Here is a 25,859-nt window from a genome sequence, read left to right as displayed (position 1 = left end):
ATGAATTTTAACGAGACAGTACGGCGCAGGCAATGCTAGATGAAAAACAAATAGCAAATATCAATCATGCATAAGTGGAGATGCCGTTGCCGCTGTTGCCGTTGCCGGACAGGCCCAGGCCGTTGTTCAGAATCTGGGAATTGACCGCATAGGGCGCGCCCAGAGAGTAAACCATCGCGTACAGCGATAGCGCGCTGATCTGCTGCGCGCTCAGCTGGATGGTGCCGGACTGGTTACCGGTCAAGGAGGCGAGGTTGGCGGGGACGGTGTTGGACGTCGGGGTGGCCGACTGCCGCAGCTGCAGGCTGAATTGCATTTTCTGCAAGGCGGTCAGGGTTTGCGGAATGGTGCCGTTGCCATAGGAGGCGTAGCTGTTGGCCAGCCAGTTCAGCGCCCGGGCGGCGGTGTAGAGCAGATTGGCCACGCCCTGGGAGTCGCCGCTGTAAGCGCTTTGCAGGCTGTTGTTGCTCAGGCTGAGGCTGCCCATCTGGCCGAACTGCTGCGGATATTGAAAATTGAGGCCGATCTGGTTCAGCTTGACCAGCAGCGAGCTGCCGTTGCTGTAACTGGCGCCGGCCTGCTGGTTCATGCTGTTGGCCAATTGCTTGGCGATGGGGTCGCGGCTGAGCAGGCCGCCGCTGACCAGCAGCGCGTTCAGGCTGCCTTGCAGGGTGTTGAAGGCGTCGGCCAGCGATTGCGCCTGCCCGTTGAGGCCGTTCAGATCCAGCTTGACCGAGATATTGGTGCTGCCGGTGGACAGCAAGTCCATGGATACCGAGGCGCCCAGCGAGATGCCGCTATTGCCGGCGTTGGAGCCGGAGGCGCCGTTGATCAGGTAGTTGGCGTTTTGCGCGGCCTGGGTCTGGGTCAGATTCTGCCCGCTGCCCACCGCCTGGGTCTGGTCGAAAGCCAAGCGCGACAAGCCGTTCTGATCCGTGTTGTTGCCGTCGTTGTCGCTGACCAGGATCTGGAAATTGTTGCTGGCGCCGGTCTGGGCGGCGCTGATCTGCAATTGATAATTGCCGGAGGCGTTCTGCACGATATTGGCCACCATGCCGACGCCGGAGCCGTTGATGGCGGTGGCGATGCTGGACAGCGTGCCGTTGCTGATGGAGAGCGTGGCCGAGCTGCCGCTGGGCGTGAAGCTGCTGGCCGAGGTGGACGATGTGTAGGCGTAGCTGCCGGTCTTGATGGTCAGGCTGCCGCTGCCCACCGTGGTGCTGCTGGTGTCCGGCAGCGTGAAGGCGGTGACCGCGCTGTGAGCCTGGGCCAGTTGCGAGACGGATACGCTGTAATTGCCGTTTTGCGCGCCGGCGGCGGTGGAGACGCTGGCCACCGACGGATTGCTGCTGCTGCCGCTGATGGAGTTGTTGACCGCGTACGGGGAATAGATCTGTTGCAGGCTGTCTTGGAAGATGTTCAGGCTGGACAGCAATTGGCCCAGCCCGGAAATCAGCACCACATTGGGATCGGTGCCGGCGCTTGGCGAGCTGTTGCTGCTCCGGATCAGCGGCACAATGGGCGAGGAGCCCAATAAACCGCTCAAGAGTTGGTTGTTATTGCCGAAAAGCGATAACAGCGGATTGTAATTTCCAAGGATATTGTTTGCCATGGCTCACCCGCAGAATCCCTGTTGCCACATCTCAGTGTAGGCGAAAAATCAGGGACTTGCCGGCGAGCGGGCTGTCCCGGCGGACAGGCCGCCGGGGAGGGGGCTTACTTGGCCGGAGCCGCGTCCTTCACGCATTTCTTCACGAAGCTGGCCTTGGCCGCGCCGGCGAGTTTCTTGTCGGCGGCTTTGACGTCGCAGGCTTTCTGGGCGTTGGCCGCGGCGCTGTCTTTCTCGCATTTCTTCAGGAAGCTGCTTTTGGCGGCGCCGGCCAGTTTCTTCTCGGCGGCTTTGGCGTCGCAGGCGGCGTCAGCCAGCGCCAGGTTGGCGGAAGTCAGGGCCAGAACAGCGATCATCAGGTATTTGCGCATGATTCATCCTTGGTAGCACAGGTTGTCGGGCCCATGACGGGCGAGAAAAACGATACTCCAAGTTATAGCGCATGAACACTGCGTTTTGTTGACGTCATGTAACGGTTTGCATCGATAGATGTCAGCATTGTCAGTAAACGCGGCCAGATTCGCGGTCTCTTAAGAACCGCTAAGCGAACCTCGCGGGGAAGCTGAGCCAAGGCGCGTCGACGCAGGCAGCGCCCGTCGGGCGCAAGGCAGGTCCGGAATTTTGCGAGCGGCTCTTAGTCGTAGCGGCGCTGGCGCGCGTTGAGGCGGTAGACCAGGGCGAGGGTGGAGAAGGCGAACAGCACCAGCAGCAGGCCCAGACGGTGGGCGCTGGCGTAGTCGGCCTGTTCCACGTGGTTGTACAGCGCGATGGAAATGACCCGGGTTTCCCCTTCGATATTGCCGCCTATCATCAGCACCACGCCGAATTCGCCCACGGTGTGGGCGAAGCCCATGCTGGCGGCGGCCAGCACGCCGGAGCGGCAGCTGGGCAGGATGACGCGGGTCAGCCGCTGCCAGCGGTTGGCGCCCAATACCATCGCGGTTTCGATTTCCTCGCGCCGCACCGCGTTGAAGCTGACGATCAGCGGTTGCAGCACAAAGGGCAAGGAGTACAGCACCGAGGCGATGATCAGCCCTTGAAAGGTGAAGGCGAGGCCGGGCCAGCCCAACCAGGCGGTCAGCTGGCCGATGGGGCCGTGCGGGCCGAAGGCGACCAGCAGATAGAAGCCCAGCACCGTGGGCGGCAGCACCAGCGGCAGCGTCGCGCCGGCCTCTATCACCGGCTTGAGGCGCGAACGCGTGCGCGACAGCCACCAGCCCAGCGGCACGCACAGCAGGAGCAGGATCAGGGTGCTGATGGCGGCCAGCCGCAGCGTCAGCGCGATGGCCGCCCATTCGGAAGCCATCATTGCGCGAAGTCGTAGCCCGCTTTCTTGATCAGCGCGCGCGCCTTGTCGCCCTTGAGGAAGGCGAGGAAGGCCCTGGCCGCCGGCGTGTCGCGCACCAGCAGCGCGTCCTGGCGTATCGGCTGATGCAGCTTGGCCGGCACCAGCCAGTAGCGGTCGGAGATGCCTTGTTCCAGCAGCTGCGCGTAAGCGACGAAGGCGAAGTCGGCGCCGCCGACCTGGGCGAACTGCATGGTCTGGCTGATATTGTCGCCGGTGACGAACTTGGGTTTGAGCGCGTCGACGAGCTTGAGCGCGGTCAGGGTTTCCATCGCCGCGCGGCCATAGGGCGCGGCCGCCGGGTTGGCGATGGCCAGCTTGTTGAAGTTGCCGCCGCGCAGCGCGGCTTCGCCGGCGTCGTCGCGCTGTTTGCTCCACAGCGCCAGCTTGCCGATGGCGTAGGTGAAGCGGCTGTCGGGTTTGCCTATCTTGTCGCGCAGCAGCTCGGCCGGGCGTTCGTCGTCGGCGGACAGGAACACGTCGAAGGGCGCGCCCTGGCGGATCTGCGCGGTGAGCTTGCCGGAAGCGCCGCCGCTGGCCTTGATGTCGTGGCCGCTGGCGGCCTTGAACTCCACCGCGATCTTGTCCAGCGTCTGCTGGAAATTGCTGGCGACCGCCACGGTGACGGTGTCGGCGGCGGCGAACAGCGGGGACAACAACAGCAAGAAACTCAGTAGTTTGCGCGGCATGGTCGGCTTTCTGACAAGAGATGAGGCGACCATTATGCCGCCAGCCTGGGCGCTAGCCTACTCCCCAAACGACGTAGCCGCAGCCAGATGCTGGGCCATCTGCCGCGCGTGGTGGCTGCTCCAAAGGTCGACGCGCTGTTGCAGCCATTCCGCATTGGACGGTTGCGCGTTGGCGAGGTCCATGTCCTTGCCCAGCAGATTGACGCCGCCGGCCAACAGCAGCCCGGATTCGGAGTCTTCCAGCTGACCCACGGTGGACACCTGGGCCAGATAGGGATCGATATCGTCGGCGAAGCGCGCCAGATTGAGGGCGGTCTTCACGGGGTGCCGTTCCTTGGGGCCGGCCAGCTCTCTGAGCATGTCGCCCACCGCCACGCGCAGCCGGGCGATGCCCGGACCGGGCGCGGCGGCCACCGGCAGTCCCTCGCGGCAGAGCGCCCGGGCCAGGCTGTTGCGGTAGCAGGCGTCTAGGCGGTTGTGCTCGTCCGCCGCCGTCGCCAGCCATTGGCCGTCCGCTTGGCGGCCCAGGAAAATCAGCGGCTCGATCAGGATGCCGTGATAGCGTTTCAGATCGACGCCGGGCTGCAGGTACAGCACCTGGCCGGCATGCTCAGGGTTGGGATGGAAAGCTTCGCTGGGCAGCAGGACCAGATTCTCCGGCGGCTCCCCGGCGTGGCCGATATTGGCCAGCAAGGCGGAAGCCATCAGCGCGCAGGCGAGTTTAAAGAATGGTTTCATCGTGCGGGCTCAGTGGAGATTGCGTGGGAGATGGACTGCGGCCGCCAAGCGGCGTTCCCTCTATATTGTTGCGACTTTGTGACGGGGCGGACTGTCTTCATGCGGCTTATCGCGTCGTCGAGGCCGCGCCGCGCCGCGTCGCCGGCGCCAGTTGTTGGCGCAGCAGCGGGGACCAGTCCTGGGTCAGCAGCTGCCGCCAGCCGTCGTCTTCGTCGCCGGAGGCGGCTTCGGCTTGCGACTGCATGGTGACGCCGCCGGCGACCACGCCCCGTCCCAGCGCGTCTTCCAATTGGGACACCGAGGACACCAGTTGCAGATAGGGTTCTATATTGGAAGCCATGCAAGGCAGTTGCAGCGCCACGTGGCTGCTGTTCAGCGGCTGGCTGTCCTGGGCAATCCGAGACTGACGCGCGGCCACCGCGATGCGCAAGCGCAGCACGCCGGCGGTGGCCACGTCGGTCAGCGCGATAGGCCAGGCCTGCAGCAGCGCGGCCACCTGGCGGCGCATGATCTGGTTGGCGTTTTCCTGTTCCGCGGTTTGCAGCAGCTGCCAGCCGCCGTCCTGCTGGCGGTTCAACAGCAGCAAAGGCTCCACGATCAGCGCGTGGTAGCCGCTCAGCGCAGCGGGGGATTGCTGGTAAGTCAATTGCTGCGGATGCCCTCCTTGTCGGAAAGCGTCCATCGGCAGGCGCCATAAATCCCTGTCGGTCTGCCGGACTGCCGCCAATCTGGCCAGCGCCGTCCAGGCCACCAATGCGCATCCCAGATTGAAGAATGGCTTCATGAAAAGACTCGCATCATTTAAGCAGTCCATTTAATCAGGTATAGAACGCGAGCAAAACTATGCAAAATGGAAAGGTGGACAGTTGATTTGGCGCAAACTTTGCTTGATTGCGGGGGGCGGGCCTGACATGTCGGTCAGGCCGGCTTGTCTGGTATCATGCGCGATCGTCCCGCTGCGCTGTCTCATGCTTCCCGTCAAATGATGAAAACTCTGTTTCGCCTGTTCTTGCTGTGCCTTGCGCTGGGCTGTGCCTGGCTGGTTTGGGTGGTCCTGATTCCGGTTGGCCTGCCGGAAGCCGGTTACAAGCTGACCGTGGGGCCCAACCGCACCCTGAGCCAAGTGGCGCGGGGACTGGAGCAGGAGGGCGTGGTTCGTAGCCGTCAGGTGATGGTGGCCCTGGCCCGCCTGCAAGGCGTGGACCGCAAGATCAAGGCCGGCCTGTATCGTTTCGACGGCCAGGCATCGATGCTGGACATCCTGAACCGCCTGGCCGACGGCCACCCGGACGAGGCCAGCCTGACGGTGATCGAGGGCTGGACCTTCCGCCAATTCCGCCAGGCGATAGACCGCAACCCCGACATCAAGCATACGGCCAAGGACTGGAGCGACGAGGAGATCATGCGGCGGCTGGGCTTCGGCGACGCCAAGCCGGAAGGCCTGTTCTTTCCCAGCACCTATCTGTTCTCGCCGGACACCGAGGACGCGGAGCTCTACCGCCAGGCCTTCGGCGCGATGCAGCAGCGGCTGGAAGCGGCCTGGGCGGCGCGCAAGCCGGAGCTGCCTTACCGCACGCCTTACGAGCTGCTGATCATGGCCAGCCTGATTGAGAAGGAAACCGGCGAAGACGCCGACCGTCCAATGGTGGCGGGGGTGTTCGTCAACCGCTTGAAGCAGGGCATGCGCTTGCAGACCGATCCCTCGGTGATCTACGGCATGGGCAGTCTGTACCAGGGCAAGATCGGCAAGGCTGATCTGCGCCGCGACACGCCTTACAACACTTATACCCGCGCCGGCCTGACGCCCACGCCCATCGCCTTGCCGGGCAAGGCGGCGCTGGACGCGGCGGCCAATCCGGCCGAAACCAAGGCCTTGTATTTCGTCGCTCGCGGCGACGGCACTTCGCATTTCTCCGCAACGCTGGACGAACACAATCAGGCGGTGCGCAAATATATTTTGAAGAAAGGACAGTAATGGCGCTAGAGCAGCAACGCGGCCGCTTCATCAGCCTGGAAGGCATAGACGGCGCCGGCAAAAGCACCCATCTGGCCTTCATCCGCGATTGGCTGGCGCAACACGGCGTCGACGCCGTATTCACCCGCGAACCGGGCGGCACCCCTTTGGGCGAGAAAATCCGCGAGCTGCTGCTGGCGGTGGACACCGAGGCCTCGCTGGACGCGGAAACCCTGCTGGTGTTCGCTTCGCGCCAGCAATTGCTGCACAGCGTGATCGAGCCCGCGCTCGCCGCCGGCCAGTGGCTGGTGTCCGACCGCTTCACCGATTCCACCTTCGCCTTCCAGGGCGGCGGCCGCGGCGTGCCGTTCGAGCGCATCGCCGAACTGGAACAATGGGTGCAGCACGGTTTGCAGCCGGACCTGACCCTGCTGTTCGACCTGCCGCTGGAAGTGGCGGCCGAGCGCATGTCCAAGACCCGGCAGCTGGACCGCTTCGAGCAGGAGAAGGCCGACTTCCACGTGCGCGTGCGCGAAGCCTATTTGCGCCGCGCCGCCGGCCAGCCGCGTTTCGCGGTGCTGGACGCCAGCCGCTCCATCGCCGAGATCCAGGTCGACATCGCGGCCTGCCTGCAAAAACTGCTGGAGGCCGCGTGATGCTGCTGCCCTGGCAAGAAGGCGATTGGACGCGGCTGAACGCCGAGCGCGAACGCCTGCCCAATGCCTGGCTGTTCACCGGCGCCGCCGGCATCGGCAAGCTGGAGTTCGCCGAACACCTGGCCCAGTCGCTGCTGTGCGAACGCCCGCAGGCCGGCCACCAGCCTTGCGGCGAATGCGAGGCCTGCCGCTGGTATCGGCACGGCACCCACCCGGACTTCCGCCGCTTGTCGCCGCTGGGCGACGAGGACGAGGAAGGCAAGGAGGGCGCCGAGGGCAAGAAAGTCAGCCGCAAGCTGCCGGTGATCAAGATCGAGGCGGTGCGCGATGTGATCGATTTCGCCCACCTGAGCGCGCATCGCGCCGGCCGGCGCATCGTGCTGGTGGAACCGGCGGAAAGCCTGAATCCGGCCGCCGCCAACGCCTTGCTCAAAATCCTGGAAGAGCCGCCGGCCGAGGTGCTGTTCCTGCTGGTGGCGCATGCGCCGCAGCGCTTGCTGCCCACCATACGCAGCCGTTGCCGCCAGTTTCCGCTGACGCGGCCGCACCAGGCCCAGGCGCTGGCCTGGCTGCGCGAGCAGGGCGTGGCGGACGCGGAACTGGAACTGGCCCATAACGGCGGCGCGCCGCTGTTCGACCACGATCCGGCTTTGGCCAAGCTGCGCGGCCAGTTCGTCCAGGGCCTGGGCCAGCCCAGCTTCGCCAATGTGTTGCAGCTGGCGGAGGCGGTGGACAAGCAGAAACTGCCGCTGTTGCTGCCCATAGGCTGGCTGATGAAGTGGCTGCATGATCTGGCGAGTTTGAGACTGGCCGGTTTGGTCCGCTATTATCCAGATCAGGAGCGCGCCTTGCAGCAACTGGCGGCGCGCGCCGACATCGCGCAATTGATGGCGTGTCAGCAGACGCTCAACCAACTGGCGCCGTTCGGCCAGCATACCTTGAACACGCGCTTGCAATTGGAAGCGGTGCTGATGGACTATCTGAAGATATTCGCCAGCGGCAAGGCCGCCTGACACAGAGGGTTAGCCAAGTATGGACAATTCCGCCACTCGCCCGGACCTGAATCCCAACCGTCCCGGGGTGCTGTCCCTGCACATCAAGGAGCGCAGCGCGCTGTTCGCCGCCTACATGCCCTTTGTGCGCCACGGCGGCATCTTCATTCCCACCAATAAGGAAATGAAGCTGGGCGAGGAGGTGTTCCTGCTGCTGACCCTGATGGACGACCCGCAGCGCATCGCGGTGCAAGCCAAGGTGGTGTGGCTGACGCCGGCCGGCGCCAACAACAGCCGGGTGCAGGGCGTCGGCGTCGAGTTCGTCGCCGGCGACGCCGGCAAGCAGGCCAAGGACAAGATCGAGGCCCTGCTCAGCGGCGTGCTCAACTCCAGCCGGCCCACTCATACCATGTGATTGTTTTAGCGGCGCGCGTCCGCGCGCCGCAGCCTGATTGATGCAAATATGTTTATCGACTCCCACTGCCATATCAATTTTCCCGACCTCGCCGCGCGCATGCCGGAAGTGCTGGCCAATATGCAGGCCAACCAGGTCAGCCACGCGCTGGTGATCGGCGTCAGCCGTCCCAAATATCCGCAAGTGCTGGAACTCGCGGAGAGCCACGGCAATCTATACGCCACCGTGGGCGTGCATCCGGACGACCCGGAAGCGGAAGAGTACAGCGAGGACGAACTGGTGGCGCTGGCCGCGCACCCGCGGGTGGTGGGCATAGGCGAAACCGGGCTGGACTACCACTGGTGCAAGGGCGATCTGGAATGGCAGCATCAGCGCTTCCGCACCCATATCCGCGCCGCCAAGCGCGTCGGCCTGCCGCTGGTGATCCACACCCGCGAGTCCGCCGAGGACACCATCCGGCTGATGCGGGAAGAAAACGCCGAGGCGTGCGGCGGCGTGATGCATTGCTTCACCGAAACCTGGGAGGTGGCGCAAGCCGCGCTGGAGCTGGGCTTCTACATTTCCTTCTCCGGCGTGGTGACCTTCAAGAACGCGGCCCAGGTCAAGGAAGTGGCGCAGAAAGTGCCGCTGGATCGGATGCTGATCGAAACCGATTCCCCGTATCTGGCGCCGGTGCCGTATCGCGGCAAGGTCAACGAGCCGGCCTATGTCCGCCATGTGGCCGCACACATCGCCGAGCTGCGCGGCATGGCGGTGGAAGAGGTGGCGCGCGTCACCAGCGATAACTTTTTCCGGCTGTTCTCCAAGGCCAGCCGTTGAAGCGGAGAAAGCGCATGAAGCGAATCTTGCTGTCCGGGCTGGCCTTGCTGGCCATATTGTTCTCGGCCCAGGCCTGGGCCAATTGCGTCAATCTGAACGGACGCAGTTATTGTTCCGAAGACGGCGGCATCGCCCTGGTGCAGCGCGGACAGGCGATGTGCGGCAAGGGCGAATGCGCGATCGATGAATTCGGCAACGTGCTGTGCTCGCCTTATCCGGGCGGCGGCGTGGTGCGCGCCAACGGCGTCACTTACGCCGGTCCCGGCGCCTGCCTGCTGTCGCGCGACGGCAATCCGTATTGCGCCAAGCAGCCGCGCGGCGGCTGTCAGCAAGACGCCGACGGCAATGTCCGCTGCGACGGCGGCTGGGTGCGCGAGAAGGCGGAGCGCCCCGAGCGCTGCCGCTGATGCCTTATTACTTGGGAAACGCCATTGGGTTCGCTTGAAGTCACCATCCTGGGCTGCGGCTCCAGTTCCGGCACGCCGGCCATAGGCTGCGACTGCGTCACCTGCCGTTCGCCGGATCCGCGCAATCGCCGCACCCGCGCCAGCGCCTATATCAAGGCGGCCGGCCAGGGGCTGTTGATCGACACCGGGCCGGACCTGCGGCAGCAGGCGCTGCGCGAAGGGCTGAGCCAGGTGGACGCGGTGCTGTACACCCATCCGCACGCCGATCACCTGAACGGCATCGACGACCTGCGCGCCTTCTGCTACGTGAAGAAGGGGCCGATCACGCTCTACGGCAACGCCTTCACCCTGGACAATATCAAGAGCCGTTTCGACTATGCGCTGCTGCCGCCGTCCAAGATGTGGGACAAGCCGGTGCTGTTGCCGCAGCAGGTGGACGGGCCGGTGGACTGCGGCGGCGTCACGCTGACGCCCGTGCCCTTGCAACACGGCTCCTGGCCTTGCCTCGGCTGGCGCGTCGGCGACATGGCCTGGCTGACCGACGTGTCGGATATCCCTGACAGCAGCCTGCCCTTGTTGCAGGGGCTGAAGCTCTTGTTCCTGGACTGCCTGAACCACGATCCCTATCCGTCCCACCTCGGTGTGCGGCAATCCTTTGCCTGGGCCGAGCGCATCGGCGCCGAACGCACGGTGCTGATCCATATGACCCACAGGCTGGAATTCGGCGCGCTCAGCGCCGAATGTCCGCCCGGCGTGGAGGTCGGCTATGACGGCTTGCGCGTTGAGCTGCCGTTTAGCTGATGCCCGTCATGCCAAGAAATCGTTAATAATCAATCGCTTTTATTTCAGGGTTGCAGCGGGATCTTTTGATCCAGCACCGCCACCGCGGTCAGCGCATTGTCCGGGCTGCCGTCCAGCAGCTTGTCGGAATAGCTGAGGTAGGTCAGGGTATTGCGTTTGGCGTCGACGATGCGCACCACCCGCACATGCTTGAAGATGAAGGACGCGCCTTCCTTGAACACCTGCTCCTGCTTGGGCAGCGGCCGCGAGAACTTGATCGCGCCCACCTGGCGGCAGGCCACCGAGAAGCGGGACGGGTCCTTGGCCAGGCCCAGCGCGCCCTTGTAGCCGCCGGTCTTGGCGCGCGAGATATAGCAGGCCACGCCTTGCACCGCCGGGTCGTCGAAAGCTTCCACCACCACCTTGTCGTTGGGGCTGAGCAGCTTGAAGGTGGTGGACACCTCGCCCACTTCCTCGGCCATCGCGGGCGCGGTCAGGCAGGCGAGCAGCAACAGGGCAATCTTGTTCATTCAGGTTCTCCGGCCGCGGGAAAAACGCCGGCCGCGGAGGGCGGCCGGCGGTCAGCGGATGGAAGCGATTGTAGGGAAAGCCGGCCTCCGCCTCAATCGGCAGCCGCTTTGGCGCGGAAGGCCGCCATTTCATCGGCGATGAAGTACTCTATCATCGTGCGGTAGACCGCAGCGGTCAGCGCCGCGTCGGCGCCCAGTTCGCCGGCCAGACGCTCGACGCGGCGCATCACCTGATCGACGCGTTTGCCGCCTTCCACTTCTTCCCGGCTGTGCTTGAACGCCGCCGCCTGGCGCACGTAAAGGCCGCGCTCGGCGATCAGCGCCACCAGCGCGCGGTCGATGCGGTCGATCTGGCCGCGCACCTCTTCCAGATTTTGGCATTGGTAGACTTGTTCCATGCGGTGCTCTCCTCTTAAAAGAGTGTGTTTTCAACGCGGTCTCGCCGACGCGCAGCAGATCGTAAAAAGGCTCTTAGTAGTAGTTCAAGCCCATCGCCGCCTTAACCTCGGCCAGCGTGGCGGCCGCCACTTCGCGCGCGCGCTGGGTGCCGGTCTTCAGCATCGCCATTACCGCCGCCGGATCGCGCGCGTACTGCTCGCGGCGGGCGCGGATCGGCTCCAGCAGGGTCTGCAGGCATTCTTCCAACTGCTTCTTGATCACGGTGTCGCCCAGGCCGCCGCGGCGATAATGCTCCTTCCATTCCGCCACCTGCTCCGTGTCGGAATGGAACACGTCCAGATAGGTGAACACCACATTGCCTTCCACCTGGCCCGGATCGGCCACGCGCAGGTGATTGGGGTCGGTGTACATCATCTTCACCGCCTGGCGGATCTCGTCCGGCGTGGCCGACAAAGTGATGGTGTTGCCCAGCGATTTGGACATCTTGGCCTTGCCGTCGATGCCGGGCAGACGCGAGCCTTGCTCCGGCACCACCGCCCGCGCTTCCACCAGCACCGCCCGATCCACGCTGCCGTTGAAGCGGCGCACGATCTCGTTGGTCTGCTCAATCATCGGAATCTGGTCTTCGCCCACCGGCACGATGCTGGCCTTGAAGGCGGTGATGTCGGCGGCCTGGGCGGCGGGGTAGGTGAGGAAGCCGGCGGGGATGTCGCGCTCGTAGCCGCGCTGCTTGATCTCGTCCTTGATGGTGGGATTGCGCTCCAGACGCGCCACGGTGACCAGATTGAGATAGTAGGAAGACAGCTCGGTCAGCTCCGGCACCAGGCTCTGGATGAAGACGGTGCTTTTTTCCGGGTCTATGCCCACCGCCAGATAATCCAGCGCCACCTGCAGCACATTGTCGCGGACCTTCAGATAGTTGCCCATATTGTCGGTCAGCGCCTGGGCGTCGGCGAGCAGCAGGAACTGGCGGCAACGGTCTTGCAGGATCACGCGGTTGCGCAGCGAGCCGACGTAGTGGCCCAGATGCAATTGTCCGGTGGTGCGGTCGCCGGTCAGGATGATGTCTTTGGCTGTGATGCTGTCCAGATTCATAACAGTGGTCTCCAGTAAGCTTGAGCTTGTTGGAAACTGCCGATCCGGGGGGAGGAGTACTGCTGGAAACCCTATGCCGCCGTATCGGCAGCTTCCGGGTTTTGGGTATGCAAACGCCGGCGCCGCCTTAGTTCAGGCGCCACCACCAAAAGAAGGTTGCGGATGCGGTTGCGTAGTTCATGGGCTTTATCAGAGCACGGCGGGCAAAGCAGCGTCAAGTGCCGCGTTCACGCCACCACGTGCAACAGGCTGCCGGCTGGCGGCATCAGGTCTTCGGAATAAGGCGAAGCGTCCTTGCGTCCGACCGCGCTCTGGGCCTGGCGCAGCAGCCGCTCGAAAGACTCGCCGCGGGGCGGGGCGTCCCCGTCGAGCGCGGGAGATTGCGGATGAGGGGTGAGAAACTCCGCCATCTCCTTGCGCGGGTCGCTGGCGGCGGCGCGGCTGTCGGTCTTGGCGGCGACGGCGCCCACTTCCTTCAACGGCGAGACAGCGGATCTGGGCGGGGCGGCGATGGCGACGATATGCATCGGAATAGTCCGGCAGTGGATTCAAGATGCCTGTTGGAGAGCGCCTGCTTGCTATATGTTCCGGCCTGAATTGTAAAAAAGTGATAATAAACAAAGTGCTATATGGATATTGGCTGTGGGGTAGGCAGCGCGACGGCATGAAAAAAGCCGGACGATGCCGGCTGTTTTCGGGGCTTGAGGGCTGGGCTTAGCGTCGGTTCAAAGTCCCGCGAGCAAGAGCGAGACAAGGGAAAACCGCTGAGGAAGCGGAATGTATGGGTGCTACGTGAGGATTTCGAAGCGGAGCCCACCGCGCCGCGTCTCACGAAGCGCGGCAGGCAGTGAACAGGTGCTTAGAAGCGTCGGCCCAGCGCCGCCTTATGCATGATGGTGGAGGCGATTTCCTCGATGGACTTGTGGGTGGTGCTGATGAAGGGCACGCCGTGGTGGCGGAACATGGATTCGGCCTCGTTCACCTCGCGGCGGCAATTGTCCATGCTGGCGTATTTGGAGTCCGGCCGGCGCTCGGAGCGGATGTGATGCAAGCGCGCCGGATCGATGGTCAGGCCGAAGATCTTGTCCTTGAACGGCAGCAGCAGCTTGGGCAAGGTCGGGCTGCCCAGGTCTTCCGGCGTCAGCGGGTAGTTGGCGGCGCGGATGCCGTATTGCAGCGCCAGATACAGGCAGGTCGGCGTCTTGCCGGAGCGGGACACGCCCACCAGGATCACGTCCGCCTCGTGCAAGTCCTTCAATTTGACGCCGTCGTCGTGGTTCAGCGAGAAGTTGACCGCTTCGATGCGGTGATCGTACTTCTCCTCGTTGACCATGCCGTGGGCCTTGCCCACGCTCAGCGAGGCGCGCTGACCGATTTCCTGCTCCAATTGGCCGATGAAGGTATCGAAGAAATCTATCATCACCGCGTTCTCAACCTGCAGCGCGCTGCGCACGTCCGGGTTGATGATGCTGGTGAACACCAGCGGCTTCAGGTGATCGGTTTCCGACACCTGGCGGATGACCTCGGCCAGCGCCTGCGCCTTTTCCACGGTGTCGACGAAGGGAATGGTCTCGCGCTTGAATTCCACGGTGTCGAACTGGGTCAGCAGCGTGTGCCCCAGCGATTCGGCGGTGATGCCGGTGCGATCGGAAACGAAGAAGGCGGAGCGGAGATGGTGGGGCATGCAAACACCTGTATTGCGAGTGAACGAGGCCGGAACCGCGCCTGCCGCGCATTGCTGGGGCGCCCGGGGTTCAAGGGATTCTATACTCTGAAAGGCCGCGAAGAAACCCGCGGCGAGAGCCGGCCAATCATGTAGTGCGTAAATTACACGGTTTTGACAATCATTTTCATCAGGAATGTCCGTCAACTTATTGATTCTGTTGCAATGCTTGTCCTCGTTCGGCCGAAAACCCGTGTTGCGCTGCAAAAGACGCTACGCATCTGGCACGTAATTCGGCTAGAATGCGGCCCTATCGTCCCAATCCAACACAGGAAGTGAAGTGATGGCTGAGAACTACGTCATCTGGTTCGAGAAACTGCGCATGACCGATGTGGAGCAGGTAGGCGGCAAGAACGCCTCCCTTGGTGAAATGATCAGCCAACTGGCTGGCTCCGGGGTTCGCGTCCCGGGGGGCTTTGCCACCACGGCGCAGGCTTACCGGGATTTTCTGCAGCACAATGGCCTGGCCGAAAAGATCAGCGCCGCGCTGGCCAAGCTGGACATCGACGATGTCAGCGAACTGGCCCGAATCGGCAAGGAAATCCGGCAATGGATCATCGATACCCCGTTCCCCGCCAAGCTTGACGCCGATATCAAAGAGGCCTGGGATCAGATGGTGGCCGATGCCGGCGGCGCCGACATCTCCGTTGCAGTCCGTTCCTCCGCCACCGCAGAAGACCTCCCCGACGCCTCGTTCGCAGGCCAGCAAGAAACCTTCCTGAATATCCGCGGCCTTGACAATGTCAAGGATGCGATGAAGCACGTTTTCGCCTCCCTCTATAACGACCGCGCCATTTCCTACCGCGTGCACAAAGGCTTTGAGCACGACGTGGTGGCTTTGTCCGCCGGCGTGCAGCGCATGGTGCGTTCCGACTGCGGCGCGGCCGGCGTGATGTTCACCATCGACACCGAATCCGGCTTTGACGACGTGGTGTTCATCACCGCATCCTACGGCCTGGGCGAAACCGTGGTGCAGGGCGCGGTAAACCCCGACGAATTCTACGTGCACAAGCCGACGCTGAAAGCCGGCCGTCCGGCGGTGCTGCGCAAAACCATGGGCTCCAAGCTGATCAAGATGGAGTTCACCGATGCCTCGCAAGCCGGCCGCTCGGTCAAGACCGTGGACGTGTCCCCGGCGGAGCGCCAGCAATTCTCCATCAGCGACGCCGAAGTGGCTGAACTGGCCGAATACGCGCTGATCATCGAGAAGCACTACGGTCGTCCGATGGACATCGAATGGGGCCGCGACGGCCACGACGGCAAGCTCTACATCCTGCAGGCGCGTCCGGAAACGGTGAAGTCGCAGGAAGACCGCAAGGACACCCTGCGCCGCTATCGCCTGAACAGCAAATCGCAAGTGCTGTGCGAAGGCCGCGCCATTGGTCAGAAGATCGGCCAGGGCGTGGTGCGCACCATCAAGGACGCGTCCGAGATGGACCGCGTCAAGCCGGGCGACGTGCTGGTGACCGACATGACCGACCCGGATTGGGAACCGGTGATGAAACGCGCCGCCGCCATCGTCACCAACCGCGGCGGCCGTACCTGCCACGCGGCCATCATCGCGCGCGAGCTGGGCATCCCGGCCGTGGTGGGCTGCGGCGACGCCACCCAGGTGCTGTCCGAAGGCATGCAGGTGACCGTGTCCTGCGCCGAAGGCGACACCGGCAATATCTACGACGGCCTGCTGGACGTGGAAGTGATCGACCTGGAACTGGACAAGATGCCCAAGGCCCCGGTCAAGATCATGATGAACGTGGGCAATCCGGAACTGGCTTTCGACTTCGCGCAGCTGCCGAACGAAGGCGTGGGTCTGGCGCGCATGGAGTTCGTGATCAACCGTCAGATCGGCATCCACCCGAAAGCGCTGTTGGAGTTCGACAAGCTGCCGGCGGATCTGAAAGCCACCATCAGCGACCGCATCGCCGGTTACGCCAGCCCGGTGGACTTCTACGTGGACAAGATCGCCGAAGGCGTGTCCACCCTGGCCGCGGCTTTCTATCCGAAAAAGGTCATCGTGCGCATGTCCGACTTCAAGTCGAACGAGTACGCCAACCTGATCGGCGGCCAGCTGTACGAGCCGCACGAAGAAAACCCGATGATTGGCTTCCGCGGCGCCGCCCGCTATGTGGCCGAATCCTTCCGCGATTGCTTTGAACTGGAATGCCGCGCCATCAAGAAAGTGCGCGACGTGATGGGTCTGACCAATGTGGAAGTGATGATTCCCTTTGTGCGCACCCTGTCCGAAGCCGAGCAAGTGGTGGAGATCCTGGCCGCCAACGGCCTCAAGCGCGGCGAAAACGGCCTGCGCCTGATCATGATGTGCGAACTGCCGACCAACGCCGTGTTGGCCGACAAGTTCCTGCAGCATTTCGACGGCTTCTCCATCGGCTCCAACGACATGACCCAGCTGACGCTGGGCGTGGACCGCGACTCCGGCGGCCCGATCGCCTCCACCTTCGACGAGCGCAACGAAGCGGTCAAGGTCATGCTGCACATGGCGATCCAGGCTTGCCGCAAGCAAGGCAAGTACATCGGCATCTGCGGCCAAGGCCCGTCGGACCATCCGGACTTCGCCAAGTGGCTGGTGGAAGAGGGCATCGAAACCGTGTCCCTGAACCCGGACACCGTGGTGGAAACCTGGTTGTACCTGGCGCGTGAACTGAACAGCTAATCCCTGTTTCACCGCTTTCAAACCGCCCGCTTGCCGGGCGGTTTTGTTTTGTCCGGCGCTTCTTGCAAGCGGCGGGCGCGGACGCGGGGCTATGCTTGAGCGCATCGATTCATGAACGCCAATAGGAAGCCCGTCATGCAGTTATTTCGTAGCACTCCCGTCAAAGCCTCGTTGGACATCGTCATCCCGCGTTATCTGGACGCCAGGCCGGCCAAGGAGGCCTCCGCGCTGGCTCAGGTGCTGACCGCCTGCTCCAATCGCGCGTTGGAACAAGGCGTGTATCCGGATCTGGGCGCTTTGCGCGCCGATTGCCAGCGCTGGGGCGCCATTGTCGCGGGCAGCCGGCAATTCAATAATCGCCAAGGCGCGGAGCTGGATGGGAAGCTGGATCGCCTGGGCGCGGCGCTCAAGCAATCCTTGCAAGGGATTGAACAACGGATTCAGGCTGAAGGCCGGCACTACGGCGATAGGCTGCAATTGGCCAAGCAGGGCTACGCGGTGGATCTGGAGCCTTCCCGGCGCGTATTGGGCGACAAGCTGGCTTTAAGTTTCGGTTAAGGCTGCCGTGTTGTAATCCAGACATCGACAACACACTAGGAGTCCAAACATGAAAACCATCACCGTTCTGCTCACCGCCGCCGCGCTGTCCCTGCCTTTCGCCGCCCAGGCGGAATTCACCGGCCCCGGCGTGCCGGCCGCCGTCACCACCGTGGCCGCCGCGCAAAAAGCCGCCGACGACACCCCGGTGACGCTGGAAGGCAAGATCGTTCGTCAGATCGACCACAAGCGTTACGAATTCCGCGACGCCACCGGCACCATGACGGTGAAGATCAGCCAGAAACGCCTGCCGGCGCAAAAGATCGACCAGAACAGCAAGCTGCGCATCGTCGGCGAAGTGGACAAGGAACTGACGTCGACCAAGGTGGACGCCAAGCTGGTGGAAGTGCTGCCGTAAACCGTTGTCCCCCTGCAACGCGAACGGGCCCGGCGCTGCGCAAGCAGGCCGGGCCCGTGTCGTTATTGGGGGCTTACTGTGACGGCCCTTCGTCCTTCAACTGCTCCTCATGCTCCAGTTCCTGCTGCGCCTCCAGCGCCTGTTCCTCGGCTTCGCGCAGCAAGTGGTTGATCTTGTCGAAGTCGAACAGATCCTGGGTGTTGCGCAGCCGCTCGGCGTAATGAATGGTGTTGCTGCCGTCGGCCAGCAGCAGGGCGGGCGCGGTGTAGCCGCTGAGCGGATATTCGCGGATCAGCACCCCGTAATGTTTGTGGAAATCGCGGCCGCGCAGCGTGGACAGCAGGGTGACGTGGGGCAGGCCGTGCTCGCGCCGGGCCCGCGCCAGCGAAGACGGCGAATCCACGGTGATCACCGCCAGGCTGATTTGCGGCCAGCGCTCCAGGAAACGCCGCGTCTCCTGCAGCAGGTATTGGCCGCCATGCTCGTATTCGTCCAGCGACAGCAGGGTCAAAATCAGCTTGGGCACGCCGCCCAGGCCTTCCAGCGACACGTCCTGCTTGCCGTCGCCCACCAGCATGAAGCTGGGCAGATAGGCGCCCACTTCGGGAAAGTCCCCCTCCACCGGCAACAACTCATCGCCGTATTGCAACATGAAGTCGCTCATTCTCGTCTCCCAATGCCCATGCTTCTATCGTGGACCACGCAGCGGCAAAATCAAGCCGCCGCTGTGCTAAGAGCATAAAAAAAGCCTGCGCGAACGCAGGCTGTAAGGGCTGGGAAAACAAAAGCTTAGGACCGGGCGGCTTCCGCGGCGGCCAGTTGCGCCGGCAGCGGCGCGGCGGCCGGCTCCTCCGGCAGCACCGGCTCGCCGGCCAGCACGCGGCGCATGCGTTCTTCGTCCAGCGCCTTCTCCCAGCGCGCCACCACGATGGTGGCCACGCCGTTGCCGATCAGATTGGTGATGGCGCGGGCCTCGGACATGAAGCGGTCGATGCCGATCAGCAGCGCCAGGCCGGATACCGGCAGCTTGCCGCCCAGCGTGGCCAGCGTGGCGGCCAGGGTGATGAAGCCGCCGCCGGTCACCGCCGCCGCGCCCTTGGACGTGAGCAGCAGCACGCCCAGCAGGCCCAGCTCCTCCGCCAGCGTCAGCTCTACATTGGTGGCTTGGGCGATGAAGATGGCGGCCATGGTCAGATAGATGGAGGTGCCGTCCAGATTGAAGGAGTAGCCGGTGGGAATCACCATGCCCACCACCGGTTTGGAGCAGCCCAGGTTTTCCAGCTTCTTCATGATGCCCGGCAGCGCGGACTCGGACGAAGACGTGCCCAATACCAGCAGCAACTCCTCCTTGATGTAAATCAGGAAGCGCCACAGGCTGAAGCCGTTGAGCTTGGCGATGGTGCCCAGCACCACGAAGACGAAGGCGAAACAGGTCAGGTAGACGCAGAGCATCAGGAAACCCAGCTGTTTCAGCGAACCCACGCCGTATTTGCCGATGGTGAAGGCCATCGCGCCGAAGGCGCCGATGGGGGCCAGCTTCATCAGCATATTGATCACGCCGAACAAAGCATGGGAGAACTCGTCCAGAATGTGGACGATGGTCTTGCCGTTATCGCCCATCTTGGTCAGCGCCAGGCCCAGCAGCACCGAGAAGGTCAGTACCTGCAGGATTTCGCCGTTGGCGAACGCGCCCACCACCGTATCCGGAATGATGTGCATCAGGAAATCAATGCTGCTCATCTCCTTGGCGTTGGCGGCGTACTTGGCCACCGAGTGCGCGTCCAGCGTGCTCGGGTCCACATTGAGGCCGGCGCCGGGCTTGAGCACATTCACCACCACCAGGCCGATCACCAGCGCCAGCGTGGTGACGGCTTCAAAGTAGAACAGCGCTTTCACGCCCACGCGGCCCACTTCCTTCATATCGCCCATCTTGGCGATGCCCACCACCACGGTGGCGAAGATGATGGGGGCGATCATCATCTTGATCAGTTTGATGAAGGCGTCGCCCAGCGGTTTCATCTTCGCGCCCAGGTCGGGAACGAAGGCGCCGAGCATCACGCCGAGGAAAATGGCCAGCAGCACCTGGAAATAAAGGCGCTGGTAGAGGGGGGTTTTGGTCTGCATCGCGGTCCCTGTAGCGTTGTCTGACTTCGGCTCGGGGCGGGCCGAAGTTGTTATGCAATCAAAAGCGGGCTCTTAACGGCCCATGATTGCGGATGCTAGCAAGAGGAAGCGCGGGGACGAATTGCCGATATCCCTATGCGGGATAACCCCAACACGAAGTAAATCGCCGCTGTTGGCCAGCCGTCAGCTTCTATGCTTGGTAAGACGCGTCGTCAGAATTCCGCGGGAGGTATGCCGCCATGAAGCTCGCCTTTGTCCACGCCGCCCTGTTGCTGGGCGCGCTCGCCGTCTGCGGCCGGGCGGAGTCGACATCGCCCCGCATCCGTTTGCTGACCGAGGATTACCCGCCGTTCAACATCGCGCTGGAGGAGGGCAAGATCGGCGGCCTGTCCACTGACATCCTGCGCGAAATGTTCCAGCGCGCGGGCATCCCGTACAGCATGGAGTTGCTGCCCTGGCTGCGCGCCTACGCCATCGCCCAGCAGGAAGACAATAGCTGCGTTTACTCGACTTCGCGCACGCCCAGCCGGGAGAGTCAGTTCAAATGGGTGGGGCCGCTGGTCAGCAACTCCTGGAGCCTGTTCGCCGGCCCTCACAGCCCGGCGGGGGTGGCCGCGCTGGACGACGCGCGCGGCTTCACCATAGGCAGCTACAAGGGCTCGGGGATGTCGCAGTATCTGGCCGATCTGGGTTTCAAGCTGGAGCTGGCGAGAGCGGACGATTTGAACGCCAGAAAGCTGGTGGCCGGCCATATCGACTTTTGGGCCAGCGGCGAGTTCAGCGGCGCCTACATCGCCTCCGCCAACCGGCTGCCCATCCGACTGCTGTTCAGCTTCAACACGGTGCAGATGTATCTGGCCTGCAACCCGGGAATGGATGAGCGCATCGTGCTGAAACTCAACAAGACGCTGCTCAATATGCAGCGCGACGGCGTGGTGGACGCGCTGCGCAAACATTACCGTTAGGCTGGGCCGCCTAGGAGCGCGAAGCTCAGTGGAATTGTTTGATGTAGGACGCCACGCCGCCCAGCAGCATCTCGATCGAGATCGCGGTCAGAACCAGGCCCATCAGCCGCTCCAGCGCGGTGATCGCCTGCTCGCCCAGCAGCTTTTGCAGCTTGCCGGAGAAGAGAAACACCAGCAGCGTCACCAGCATGCAGATGGTTAGCGCCCCCAGCCATTCCAGCATCCGCTCCGGTTCGCGGGTGGACATCAGCAGCACGGTGGCCATCGCCGACGGGCCGGCGATCAGCGGCACGGCGATCGGCACGATGAAGGGCTCGCCGTGCATCTTGTCGCCGCCGAACACGCTGCCCTCGCCGGGGAAGATCATCTTGATGGCGATCAGGAACAGGATCACGCCGCCGGCCACCCGCATCGAATCGTCGGTCAGATGCATCAGGTCCAGGAAGTTGCGGCCAAAGAACATGAAGGCGGACAGCACCAGGAAGGCGATCAGGCATTCGCGGTAGACCACGCGGCGGCGGCGTTCCGGCTTGACCTGCTTGAGCGCGGCGATGAACAGCGGAATATTGCCCAGCGGATCGGTGATCAGGATCAGCAGGACGGTGGCGGACAGGAAAGAGGTTTGCATGGTGTGTGCTTGCAGCGTTGAGTGGTGTCAATGGCGCGCAGGCCCTGTGCGTAAGGCTCTGGATTTTTAAGCGCGCGTCCGGGCGGGATTATCTCACGGCGATGCCGAATGGGTTAGTCCGGATTGCGACGGTTTTATTCGTTTGGCTTGCCGCCTCAGTCTGCCCGCCAGGCAGGGCTGGCGGGCGTTGACGAGATCAGCTCAGTTCCTGCAAGGCTTCATAAGCTTGTTGCAAACGACGAGCGTAGGGCTCGAGCAGACAATACATCTGCTCGCGCGCCAGATGCTCGATCTCGGACTGGTCCAGCAGCGTCAGCAGTCCGGCCAGCGCGCTGCTGATCTGGCCCAGTTCCAGCGAGGCGGTGTGACAGATGTCGTGGACGTGTCGGCTGCATTGCGCCAGCCGTTCCAGTTCGGATTCGCAGAGGCGCTGCGCGTGCAGCTGCTGGATCAGGCGGTCTAGTTCGATGAGGCTGGGGACGGGATTCATGGCTGAGCCTCCGGAAGCGGGGCGCGGGCCGGCGTGTCGCGGGGCGGGGGATAGCTGAACAAGGGTAGAACCAACATGGGGAACGCTCCTTTTTCGTGGTCCGCCTGCGGGCTCGCTCTCAAACGGGCTGGCAGGCGCGTGACGAGGTTGAGAGACCGGGAAAAAGGAAACCGGTAGGCCGTTAAGGCCTCCCCGCCACGGCCCGCCGGATGGCAAGACAATAGCGTTTCGGACGCGACTGTTACACAGTGGCATCCCCCTTTTTCCTTTATATGGGCTCTCACACCCAGCGCCGTTAAGTGAAACGGCACGCGGCGATTGTTGCCGATGGGCTGGGTGGGGTCAAGCGGCAGCGTCCAGCTGTGCTGTGTTGTCGGTCTTATCCGATGATATTGATTTTGGTACTGATTTATGGTACCAGTTGAGTGTGAAACGAAAACACTTGATCACCTTGCAGTTGATCTTCACGCGTCCAGTCAGCGCCAATATCCGGTGGAGCGATATTGAGGCTTTGTTTTTGGAGCTTGGCGCGGAGATCGAGGAGCGCGAAGGGTCGCGTATCTGCGTTGCCTTATTCGGTGTGGTGAGGGTGTTTCATCGGCCCCATCCTTCTCCGGATACGGACAAAGGCGCGGTGGCCGCAATTAGAAAATGGCTGGAAACCAACGGGGTGACTCCATGAAGAATATTCTGCAGATTGAAGGCTACCGAGCTGTGATCAGCTATGACCCGGAAATTGACATGTTTCGCGGCGAGTTTCTGGGCTTGAGCGGCGGAGCGGATTTTTATGCAGGCGATGTCGCAAGTCTCAAACGAGAAGCCGAAATATCGCTGCGCGTGTATCTGGACGCATGCCGCGAGAAGGGGCTGCAGCCTCTTAAAACCTATTCGGGAAAATTCAATGTGCGCATTGCGCCGCGCTTGCATGAAATGGCGGCGGCAGCGGCGTCGGCCGAGTCCAAGAGCTTGAACGAATGGGTGGAGGCGGCGATCGAGGAGCGGGCGGAGGCCATGGACCTCAAAACGGCTTAAACACCGCATGGTTCAATCTTGGGGCACTCCGCGGGAGTGCTCCATGAAAAACGGCGAGCCATGGCTCGCCGTTTTGCTGTCCGCGCGCGGTGTTACTCCGCGGCGTGATCGTCCTGCTCGATGATTTCAGCCTGCTCGCCCGGTTTTTCCTTGCGGGCGCTGCCTTCCACCATATTGATGACGAACAGCCGGCATTGCAGCGAGCCGTTGTACAGCGGGGTGCGGCGCTTGGGCGACAGATGGATCAGCTTGGCCAGGCGCAGGTCGCCGCTGAACAGGTTGGCGTGCCAGCCGGCGAAGTGGGCCTTCAGCCAGTCGCCCAGCAGCGGATACCACTCGGCCAGCTGGTCCAGTTCGTCCATGCGCACGCCGTAGGGCGGGTTGGCCACCAGGATGCCGTTTTCGCCGTTGGGGCGGGCGTCCAGCACGTCCATCGCTTGCAGTTCCACCAGGCCGGAGAGGCCGGCGCGTTCCAGGTTGTCCTTGGCGACGTTGATGATGGCCTGGTCGCGGTCGGAGCCGTTGATCGCCAGCTTGGCCAGCGGTTTTTCCGCGTGCTGGGCGTCCAGCAGCAGTTTTTCCCAGCTGGCGGAATCGAAGCCGCGCAGTTTCTGGAAGGCGAATTTGCGTTGGCGGCCCGGCGCGCGGTTCAGCGCGATGTCGGCGGCTTCCACCAGGAAGGTGCCGCTGCCGCACATCGGGTCCAGCAGCGGCTGGCTGCCGTTGTAGCCGGTCAGCATCAGGATGCCGGCGGCCAGGTTTTCACGCAGCGGCGCGTCGCCGGTTTCCTGGCGCCAGCCGCGCTTGAACAGCGGTTCGCCGCTGGTGTCCAGGTAGATGGTGGCGCTGTCTTCGGTCAGGAAGACGTGGACGCGCACGTCCGGGTGGCGGGTGTCGACATTGGGTCGGCCCAGTTGCGCCTGGCGGAAGCGGTCGCAGATCGCGTCCTTCACCTTCAGCGAGATGAAGTCCTGGCTCTTGAAGTGGCAGCGGATGGCGTCGGTCTTCAGCTTGATGCTGTTGGACACGTCGAACCAGCGCGGCCAGTCCACATTCATCGCCAGGCGGTAGATGTCTTGTTCATTGCGGTAGCCGCCCTGGGCCAGTTGCAGCAGCACGCGGCTGGCGGTGCGGCTGTGCAGGTTGGCCGCCATCAGCAGATCGCGGTCGCCGGCGAAGGCCACGCCGCCGTCGGCGGTGGCGATGTCGCGCGCGCCCAGGCCGCGCAACTCGTCGGCCAGGATGGCTTCCAGGCCGCGCGGGCAGGGGGCGAACAAGGACAGCACGCTGTCGCGCACCTGGGTCAGGCTCGGGGCCTGGCGTTCGGACGGCGCATGACGCGGCGCGTCGGCGTGGCGATGCTCGCCGCGGGTTTCCACGCGGTGCTGGTCGCCCAGCGGTTTCAGGCTGCCGGCGCCCGGCTTGCCGAACAACTGACGGGCTTCGCCTTCGCGACGCTCGTGGCGCGGGCGTTCTTCCTGTTGCCAGCTTTGGCGCGGCGCGCGTTCGGCGTCGTCGCGGTAGGACGGCTTGCTGAACAGCTTGCGCGTGCCGCCTTCGCTACGCTCGGCCGGTTCGCCTTGCGGACGGTCCTGGCGCGGCGCTGGTTCGGCGTCGTCGCGGCGGCTGCGGTTGTCGCGTTCGGCGGATTTGCCGAACAGTTTGCGCGGGCCGCCCTCGCCGCGTTCAGCGGGCTCGTTTTGCTGCCACGGCTTGCGCGGCGCTTGTTCGGCGTCGTCACGCTGGAAGCGGTTGTCGCGGTCGCCGTGCTGGCGTTCCTGCCAGGGCTTGCGCGGCGCTTGCCCGGCGTCGTCGCGGCGGAAACGGTTGTCGCGGTCGCCGTGTTCGCGCTCCTGCCAGGGCTTGCGCGGCGCTTGCTCGGCGTCGTCGCGGCGGAAACGGTTGTCGCGGTCGCCGTGCTGGCGTTCTTGCCACGGTTTGCGCGGCGCCTGCTCGGCGTCGTCGCGACGGAAGTTGTTGTCGCGATTGGCCGGCTTGCCGAACAGTTTGCGCGGACCCTCTTCGCGCTGCTCGCTGTGCTGGCGTTCCTGCCAAGGCTTGCGCGGCGCCTGTTCGGCGTCGTCGCGGCGGAAGCGCTGTTCGCGATCGCTGGAAGGATTGAACGGCTTGCGCGGCTGATCGACATGGCGTTCGCCGTCGCGTTGCTGCCAGCGCGGCTTGCCCTGCGGCGCGCCTTGTTCGCCGTCCCGCTCCAGATGCAGCGGTTTGCGGCCGGACGGGCCGCGGTCGCGGCTATACGGTTTGCGTTCCGGCTCCACGTCCGCGGCGGCGTTCAGCGGCTTGCGGCCGGATGGGCCGCGGTCGCGGCTGTAGTCGCGCGGCTCGCGGTCTTCGCGGTGATGGAAGGGCTTCTTGGGGCCGCTGCCTTGCGGGCGTTCTTCGCCGTCGCGGGCGAAGCTGCGCGGCTGCCAATTGTTGCCGCGTTCTTTATTGAAGCGGTCCTTATTGAAGCTGTCTTGGCCTTCGTTGCGCTCAAAGCGCTGCTGGCCTTGCGGCCGGCGGTCGTTGCCATACGGCTTGTCGCGCCCGGCCTGTTGGTCGCGTCCCTGATAGGGGCCGCGCTTGCCGCCGTCGCGCGGGCCTTGTCCCTGTCCTGGGCCGCGGTCTTGCCAATTGGGCTTGGCGTTGCCCGGACGCGGGCCGGAATAAGGCGCGCGCGGCGCGGCGTCGGCCGAAGGCGCTTTCTTCTGGATCACGGGGCTTTTGCCGGCCGGGCTGTCTCCGCCTGCCGGCGAACTGGCCTCATTGTCGCGGCTATTGAATTCGCGGCGCATATTGGCACGCTGGCGGGAACGGAAACTGGACATGGAACTTCCTTGAGT

29 protein-coding genes are annotated in these 25,859 nt (G+C 63.7%); 13 read left to right on the top strand and 16 right to left on the bottom strand.

Features of this window, described 5'->3' with window-relative positions:
• Positions 1 to 64: 64 nt before the first annotated feature.
• The 6 genes from fliD to ACODSD_RS06210 all read right to left on the bottom strand — a co-directional run bounded on the left by fliD (position 65) and on the right by ACODSD_RS06210 (position 5,165).
• Positions 65 to 1,546 carry a flagellar filament capping protein FliD gene (gene fliD, locus ACODSD_RS06235; protein ID WP_488876971.1) on the bottom strand — a complete coding sequence of 494 codons (1,482 nt, stop codon included), beginning with the start codon at positions 1,544 to 1,546 and terminating at the stop codon, positions 65 to 67.
• Positions 1,547 to 1,716: 170 nt separating this feature from the next.
• Positions 1,717 to 1,980, bottom strand: a complete 264-nt coding sequence (locus ACODSD_RS06230; RefSeq protein WP_107798111.1) for a hypothetical protein — start codon at positions 1,978 to 1,980, stop codon at positions 1,717 to 1,719.
• Positions 1,981 to 2,243: 263 nt separating this feature from the next.
• Positions 2,244 to 2,918 (bottom strand): molybdate ABC transporter permease subunit, encoded by a 675-nt coding sequence (gene modB, locus ACODSD_RS06225; protein WP_107798112.1) that lies wholly within the window; start codon positions 2,916 to 2,918, stop codon positions 2,244 to 2,246.
• Positions 2,915 to 3,643 carry a molybdate ABC transporter substrate-binding protein gene (modA, locus tag ACODSD_RS06220; protein WP_107798113.1) on the bottom strand — a complete coding sequence of 243 codons (729 nt, stop codon included), beginning with the start codon at positions 3,641 to 3,643 and terminating at the stop codon, positions 2,915 to 2,917. Before modA ends, modB begins: the two co-directional genes overlap by 4 nt.
• Before the next feature lie 57 nt (positions 3,644 to 3,700).
• Positions 3,701 to 4,381 carry a DUF3313 family protein gene (locus ACODSD_RS06215; protein ID WP_488876970.1) on the bottom strand — a complete coding sequence of 227 codons (681 nt, stop codon included), beginning with the start codon at positions 4,379 to 4,381 and terminating at the stop codon, positions 3,701 to 3,703.
• A 106-nt stretch (positions 4,382 to 4,487) separates the two neighbouring features.
• Positions 4,488 to 5,165 carry a DUF3313 family protein gene (locus ACODSD_RS06210; RefSeq protein WP_227106874.1) on the bottom strand — a complete coding sequence of 226 codons (678 nt, stop codon included), beginning with the start codon at positions 5,163 to 5,165 and terminating at the stop codon, positions 4,488 to 4,490.
• A gap of 198 nt (positions 5,166 to 5,363) precedes the next feature.
• Between ACODSD_RS06210 and mltG the strand changes: the two genes are divergently transcribed.
• The 7 genes from mltG to ACODSD_RS06175 are packed head-to-tail and all read left to right on the top strand — an operon-like array spanning position 5,364 to position 10,425.
• Complete coding sequence (gene mltG / locus ACODSD_RS06205) at positions 5,364 to 6,356, top strand: endolytic transglycosylase MltG (protein WP_107798116.1); 993 nt, start codon at positions 5,364 to 5,366, stop codon at positions 6,354 to 6,356.
• Entirely contained in the window at positions 6,356 to 6,991 is a 636-nt protein-coding gene (tmk, locus tag ACODSD_RS06200) for a dTMP kinase (RefSeq protein ID WP_081544255.1), read from the top strand. The genes mltG and tmk overlap by 1 nt, the downstream gene beginning before the upstream one ends.
• Positions 6,991 to 8,004 carry a DNA polymerase III subunit delta' gene (locus ACODSD_RS06195; protein ID WP_235084397.1) on the top strand — a complete coding sequence of 338 codons (1,014 nt, stop codon included), beginning with the start codon at positions 6,991 to 6,993 and terminating at the stop codon, positions 8,002 to 8,004. The genes tmk and ACODSD_RS06195 overlap by 1 nt, the downstream gene beginning before the upstream one ends.
• A gap of 19 nt (positions 8,005 to 8,023) precedes the next feature.
• Positions 8,024 to 8,398 (top strand): PilZ domain-containing protein, encoded by a 375-nt coding sequence (locus ACODSD_RS06190; protein ID WP_048416050.1) that lies wholly within the window; start codon positions 8,024 to 8,026, stop codon positions 8,396 to 8,398.
• Between the two features lie 48 nt (positions 8,399 to 8,446).
• Entirely contained in the window at positions 8,447 to 9,217 is a 771-nt protein-coding gene (locus ACODSD_RS06185) for a TatD family hydrolase (RefSeq protein WP_227106878.1), read from the top strand.
• A gap of 14 nt (positions 9,218 to 9,231) precedes the next feature.
• Positions 9,232 to 9,624 (top strand): hypothetical protein, encoded by a 393-nt coding sequence (locus ACODSD_RS06180; protein ID WP_107798119.1) that lies wholly within the window; start codon positions 9,232 to 9,234, stop codon positions 9,622 to 9,624.
• A gap of 24 nt (positions 9,625 to 9,648) precedes the next feature.
• Positions 9,649 to 10,425: an MBL fold metallo-hydrolase gene (locus ACODSD_RS06175; RefSeq protein ID WP_227106882.1), complete on the top strand. Its 777-nt coding sequence runs from the start codon at positions 9,649 to 9,651 to the stop codon at positions 10,423 to 10,425.
• Positions 10,426 to 10,469: 44 nt separating this feature from the next.
• Here the strand turns inward: ACODSD_RS06175 and ACODSD_RS06170 are convergent, their stop codons facing one another.
• From ACODSD_RS06170 to ppsR, 5 genes are all read right to left on the bottom strand, one after another.
• Positions 10,470 to 10,934 (bottom strand): CreA family protein, encoded by a 465-nt coding sequence (locus ACODSD_RS06170; protein ID WP_107798121.1) that lies wholly within the window; start codon positions 10,932 to 10,934, stop codon positions 10,470 to 10,472.
• A gap of 92 nt (positions 10,935 to 11,026) precedes the next feature.
• Positions 11,027 to 11,332 carry a chorismate mutase gene (locus ACODSD_RS06165; RefSeq protein ID WP_107798122.1) on the bottom strand — a complete coding sequence of 102 codons (306 nt, stop codon included), beginning with the start codon at positions 11,330 to 11,332 and terminating at the stop codon, positions 11,027 to 11,029.
• A gap of 73 nt (positions 11,333 to 11,405) precedes the next feature.
• Entirely contained in the window at positions 11,406 to 12,428 is a 1,023-nt protein-coding gene (trpS, locus tag ACODSD_RS06160; protein ID WP_235084383.1) for a tryptophan--tRNA ligase, read from the bottom strand.
• Between the two features lie 227 nt (positions 12,429 to 12,655).
• Complete coding sequence (locus ACODSD_RS06155; protein WP_488876969.1) at positions 12,656 to 12,955, bottom strand: hypothetical protein; 300 nt, start codon at positions 12,953 to 12,955, stop codon at positions 12,656 to 12,658.
• 332 nt (positions 12,956 to 13,287) lie between these two features.
• Positions 13,288 to 14,112, bottom strand: a complete 825-nt coding sequence (gene ppsR, locus ACODSD_RS06150) for a posphoenolpyruvate synthetase regulatory kinase/phosphorylase PpsR (protein ID WP_048415701.1) — start codon at positions 14,110 to 14,112, stop codon at positions 13,288 to 13,290.
• A 322-nt stretch (positions 14,113 to 14,434) separates the two neighbouring features.
• Between ppsR and ppsA the strand changes: the two genes are divergently transcribed.
• From ppsA to ACODSD_RS06135, 3 genes are all read left to right on the top strand, one after another.
• Complete coding sequence (gene ppsA, locus ACODSD_RS06145) at positions 14,435 to 16,822, top strand: phosphoenolpyruvate synthase (protein WP_107798125.1); 2,388 nt, start codon at positions 14,435 to 14,437, stop codon at positions 16,820 to 16,822.
• A gap of 135 nt (positions 16,823 to 16,957) precedes the next feature.
• Positions 16,958 to 17,380, top strand: coding sequence for a hypothetical protein (locus ACODSD_RS06140; protein WP_146176563.1), 423 nt, complete (start codon positions 16,958 to 16,960; stop codon positions 17,378 to 17,380).
• A 49-nt stretch (positions 17,381 to 17,429) separates the two neighbouring features.
• The gene (locus ACODSD_RS06135; RefSeq protein ID WP_235084381.1) at positions 17,430 to 17,777 is read left to right on the top strand and encodes a NirD/YgiW/YdeI family stress tolerance protein; all 348 of its coding nucleotides are present in this window, start codon (positions 17,430 to 17,432) and stop codon (positions 17,775 to 17,777) included.
• A 73-nt stretch (positions 17,778 to 17,850) separates the two neighbouring features.
• Here the strand turns inward: ACODSD_RS06135 and ACODSD_RS06130 are convergent, their stop codons facing one another.
• Together ACODSD_RS06130 and ACODSD_RS06125 are read right to left on the bottom strand one after the other, a co-directional pair.
• Positions 17,851 to 18,441: a thiol peroxidase gene (locus ACODSD_RS06130; RefSeq protein ID WP_199225794.1), complete on the bottom strand. Its 591-nt coding sequence runs from the start codon at positions 18,439 to 18,441 to the stop codon at positions 17,851 to 17,853.
• 125 nt (positions 18,442 to 18,566) lie between these two features.
• Positions 18,567 to 19,901, bottom strand: a complete 1,335-nt coding sequence (locus tag ACODSD_RS06125) for a dicarboxylate/amino acid:cation symporter (RefSeq protein WP_107798128.1) — start codon at positions 19,899 to 19,901, stop codon at positions 18,567 to 18,569.
• Between the two features lie 239 nt (positions 19,902 to 20,140).
• Between ACODSD_RS06125 and ACODSD_RS06120 the strand changes: the two genes are divergently transcribed.
• Entirely contained in the window at positions 20,141 to 20,866 is a 726-nt protein-coding gene (locus ACODSD_RS06120) for a substrate-binding periplasmic protein (protein WP_107798129.1), read from the top strand.
• Positions 20,867 to 20,891: 25 nt separating this feature from the next.
• On the opposite strand, the gene ACODSD_RS06115 is transcribed toward ACODSD_RS06120, so the two are convergent.
• A complete protein-coding gene (locus ACODSD_RS06115; RefSeq protein ID WP_019100349.1) occupies positions 20,892 to 21,494 on the bottom strand; it encodes a MarC family protein in 603 nt (200 codons plus the stop codon).
• A 196-nt stretch (positions 21,495 to 21,690) separates the two neighbouring features.
• The gene (locus tag ACODSD_RS06110; RefSeq protein ID WP_488876968.1) at positions 21,691 to 21,984 is read right to left on the bottom strand and encodes a DUF1484 family protein; all 294 of its coding nucleotides are present in this window, start codon (positions 21,982 to 21,984) and stop codon (positions 21,691 to 21,693) included.
• Positions 21,985 to 22,426: 442 nt separating this feature from the next.
• On the opposite strand from ACODSD_RS06110, the gene ACODSD_RS06105 reads away from it, so the two are divergent.
• Both ACODSD_RS06105 and ACODSD_RS06100 read left to right on the top strand, forming a co-directional pair.
• Entirely contained in the window at positions 22,427 to 22,666 is a 240-nt protein-coding gene (locus ACODSD_RS06105) for a type II toxin-antitoxin system HicA family toxin (RefSeq protein ID WP_259043236.1), read from the top strand.
• The gene (locus ACODSD_RS06100; RefSeq protein ID WP_081544270.1) at positions 22,663 to 23,016 is read left to right on the top strand and encodes a type II toxin-antitoxin system HicB family antitoxin; all 354 of its coding nucleotides are present in this window, start codon (positions 22,663 to 22,665) and stop codon (positions 23,014 to 23,016) included. The genes ACODSD_RS06105 and ACODSD_RS06100 overlap by 4 nt, the downstream gene beginning before the upstream one ends.
• Before the next feature lie 92 nt (positions 23,017 to 23,108).
• Here the strand turns inward: ACODSD_RS06100 and ACODSD_RS06095 are convergent, their stop codons facing one another.
• Positions 23,109 to 25,844, bottom strand: a complete 2,736-nt coding sequence (locus ACODSD_RS06095) for a THUMP domain-containing class I SAM-dependent RNA methyltransferase (RefSeq protein WP_488876967.1) — start codon at positions 25,842 to 25,844, stop codon at positions 23,109 to 23,111.
• Between the last annotated feature and the right edge of the window lie 15 nt (positions 25,845 to 25,859).

It is taken from the genome of Chromobacterium sp. FG22, from assembly GCF_057809415.1.
The sequence above is the reverse complement of the archived record's forward strand: the minus strand, read 5'-3'. Positions and strand labels throughout refer to the sequence as shown.

Excerpts from the sequence above, each read along its gene's own strand:
- ACODSD_RS06230 (WP_107798111.1), bottom strand. The coding sequence starts at position 1,980 with ATGCGCAAATACCTGATGATCGCTGTTCTGGCCCTGACTTCCGCCAAC.
- modB (WP_107798112.1), bottom strand. The coding sequence starts at position 2,918 with ATGATGGCTTCCGAATGGGCGGCCATCGCGCTGACGCTGCGGCTGGCC.
- modA (WP_107798113.1), bottom strand. The coding sequence starts at position 3,643 with ATGCCGCGCAAACTACTGAGTTTCTTGCTGTTGTTGTCCCCGCTGTTC.
- ACODSD_RS06215 (WP_488876970.1), bottom strand. The coding sequence starts at position 4,381 with ATGAAACCATTCTTTAAACTCGCCTGCGCGCTGATGGCTTCCGCCTTG.
- ACODSD_RS06210 (WP_227106874.1), bottom strand. The coding sequence starts at position 5,165 with ATGAAGCCATTCTTCAATCTGGGATGCGCATTGGTGGCCTGGACGGCG.
- mltG (WP_107798116.1), top strand. The coding sequence starts at position 5,364 with ATGATGAAAACTCTGTTTCGCCTGTTCTTGCTGTGCCTTGCGCTGGGC.
- tmk (WP_081544255.1), top strand. The coding sequence starts at position 6,356 with ATGGCGCTAGAGCAGCAACGCGGCCGCTTCATCAGCCTGGAAGGCATA.
- ACODSD_RS06195 (WP_235084397.1), top strand. The coding sequence starts at position 6,991 with ATGCTGCTGCCCTGGCAAGAAGGCGATTGGACGCGGCTGAACGCCGAG.
- ACODSD_RS06190 (WP_048416050.1), top strand. The coding sequence starts at position 8,024 with ATGGACAATTCCGCCACTCGCCCGGACCTGAATCCCAACCGTCCCGGG.
- ACODSD_RS06185 (WP_227106878.1), top strand. The coding sequence starts at position 8,447 with ATGTTTATCGACTCCCACTGCCATATCAATTTTCCCGACCTCGCCGCG.
- ACODSD_RS06180 (WP_107798119.1), top strand. The coding sequence starts at position 9,232 with ATGAAGCGAATCTTGCTGTCCGGGCTGGCCTTGCTGGCCATATTGTTC.
- ACODSD_RS06170 (WP_107798121.1), bottom strand. The coding sequence starts at position 10,934 with ATGAACAAGATTGCCCTGTTGCTGCTCGCCTGCCTGACCGCGCCCGCG.
- ACODSD_RS06165 (WP_107798122.1), bottom strand. The coding sequence starts at position 11,332 with ATGGAACAAGTCTACCAATGCCAAAATCTGGAAGAGGTGCGCGGCCAG.
- trpS (WP_235084383.1), bottom strand. The coding sequence starts at position 12,428 with ATGAATCTGGACAGCATCACAGCCAAAGACATCATCCTGACCGGCGAC.
- ACODSD_RS06155 (WP_488876969.1), bottom strand. The coding sequence starts at position 12,955 with ATGCATATCGTCGCCATCGCCGCCCCGCCCAGATCCGCTGTCTCGCCG.
- ppsR (WP_048415701.1), bottom strand. The coding sequence starts at position 14,112 with ATGCCCCACCATCTCCGCTCCGCCTTCTTCGTTTCCGATCGCACCGGC.
- ppsA (WP_107798125.1), top strand. The coding sequence starts at position 14,435 with ATGGCTGAGAACTACGTCATCTGGTTCGAGAAACTGCGCATGACCGAT.
- ACODSD_RS06140 (WP_146176563.1), top strand. The coding sequence starts at position 16,958 with ATGCAGTTATTTCGTAGCACTCCCGTCAAAGCCTCGTTGGACATCGTC.
- ACODSD_RS06135 (WP_235084381.1), top strand. The coding sequence starts at position 17,430 with ATGAAAACCATCACCGTTCTGCTCACCGCCGCCGCGCTGTCCCTGCCT.
- ACODSD_RS06130 (WP_199225794.1), bottom strand. The coding sequence starts at position 18,441 with ATGAGCGACTTCATGTTGCAATACGGCGATGAGTTGTTGCCGGTGGAG.
- ACODSD_RS06125 (WP_107798128.1), bottom strand. The coding sequence starts at position 19,901 with ATGCAGACCAAAACCCCCCTCTACCAGCGCCTTTATTTCCAGGTGCTG.
- ACODSD_RS06120 (WP_107798129.1), top strand. The coding sequence starts at position 20,141 with ATGAAGCTCGCCTTTGTCCACGCCGCCCTGTTGCTGGGCGCGCTCGCC.
- ACODSD_RS06115 (WP_019100349.1), bottom strand. The coding sequence starts at position 21,494 with ATGCAAACCTCTTTCCTGTCCGCCACCGTCCTGCTGATCCTGATCACC.
- ACODSD_RS06110 (WP_488876968.1), bottom strand. The coding sequence starts at position 21,984 with ATGAATCCCGTCCCCAGCCTCATCGAACTAGACCGCCTGATCCAGCAG.
- ACODSD_RS06100 (WP_081544270.1), top strand. The coding sequence starts at position 22,663 with ATGAAGAATATTCTGCAGATTGAAGGCTACCGAGCTGTGATCAGCTAT.
- ACODSD_RS06095 (WP_488876967.1), bottom strand. The coding sequence starts at position 25,844 with ATGTCCAGTTTCCGTTCCCGCCAGCGTGCCAATATGCGCCGCGAATTC.